At 70.5% G+C, this 346-nt stretch carries 1 protein-coding gene; it reads right to left on the bottom strand.

Annotation, left to right across the window (positions count from 1 at the left end; all coding sequences use genetic code 11):
- On the bottom strand, positions 1 to 346 hold a 346-nt coding region (locus KSO97_RS17390; RefSeq protein ID WP_232681914.1), incomplete at both ends, for a PIG-L deacetylase family protein.

Here is a 346-nt window from a genome sequence, read left to right as displayed (position 1 = left end):
CGCCGAACGGGTCATAGGCCACCAGCACCTGCGGACGGACCTCGCGGATGATCTCGACCAGGAGGTCGGCAGCCTCGGTCAGGTCGGCGCGCCAGAACGCGTTGTCGTGCACGGCGTCCGCGGCGATCGCGTGCCCGTCGGGATGCCACTGCATGCCCGAGTCGCGGTACCGGCCGAAGCCTCCGAGGAAGCGGTGGTCGGTGACACCGAGCTCACGCATGGCGTCGGCGAGCCCACCGCGACGGTGCTCACCGAGCTTGTCGTCACGGTCGGCCGCCAGATGCTCCAGCTCCGGCACCAGGATCTCGCCCAGCTCCCCGGCGGTGCAGGTCACCTTGGTGACCTG

It is taken from the genome of Nocardioides sp. R-C-SC26, from assembly GCF_021246465.1.
Lineage (GTDB): Bacteria > Actinomycetota > Actinomycetes > Propionibacteriales > Nocardioidaceae > Nocardioides.
Note: the sequence above shows the minus strand (reverse complement) of the source record. Positions and strands in the feature narration are given on the sequence as shown.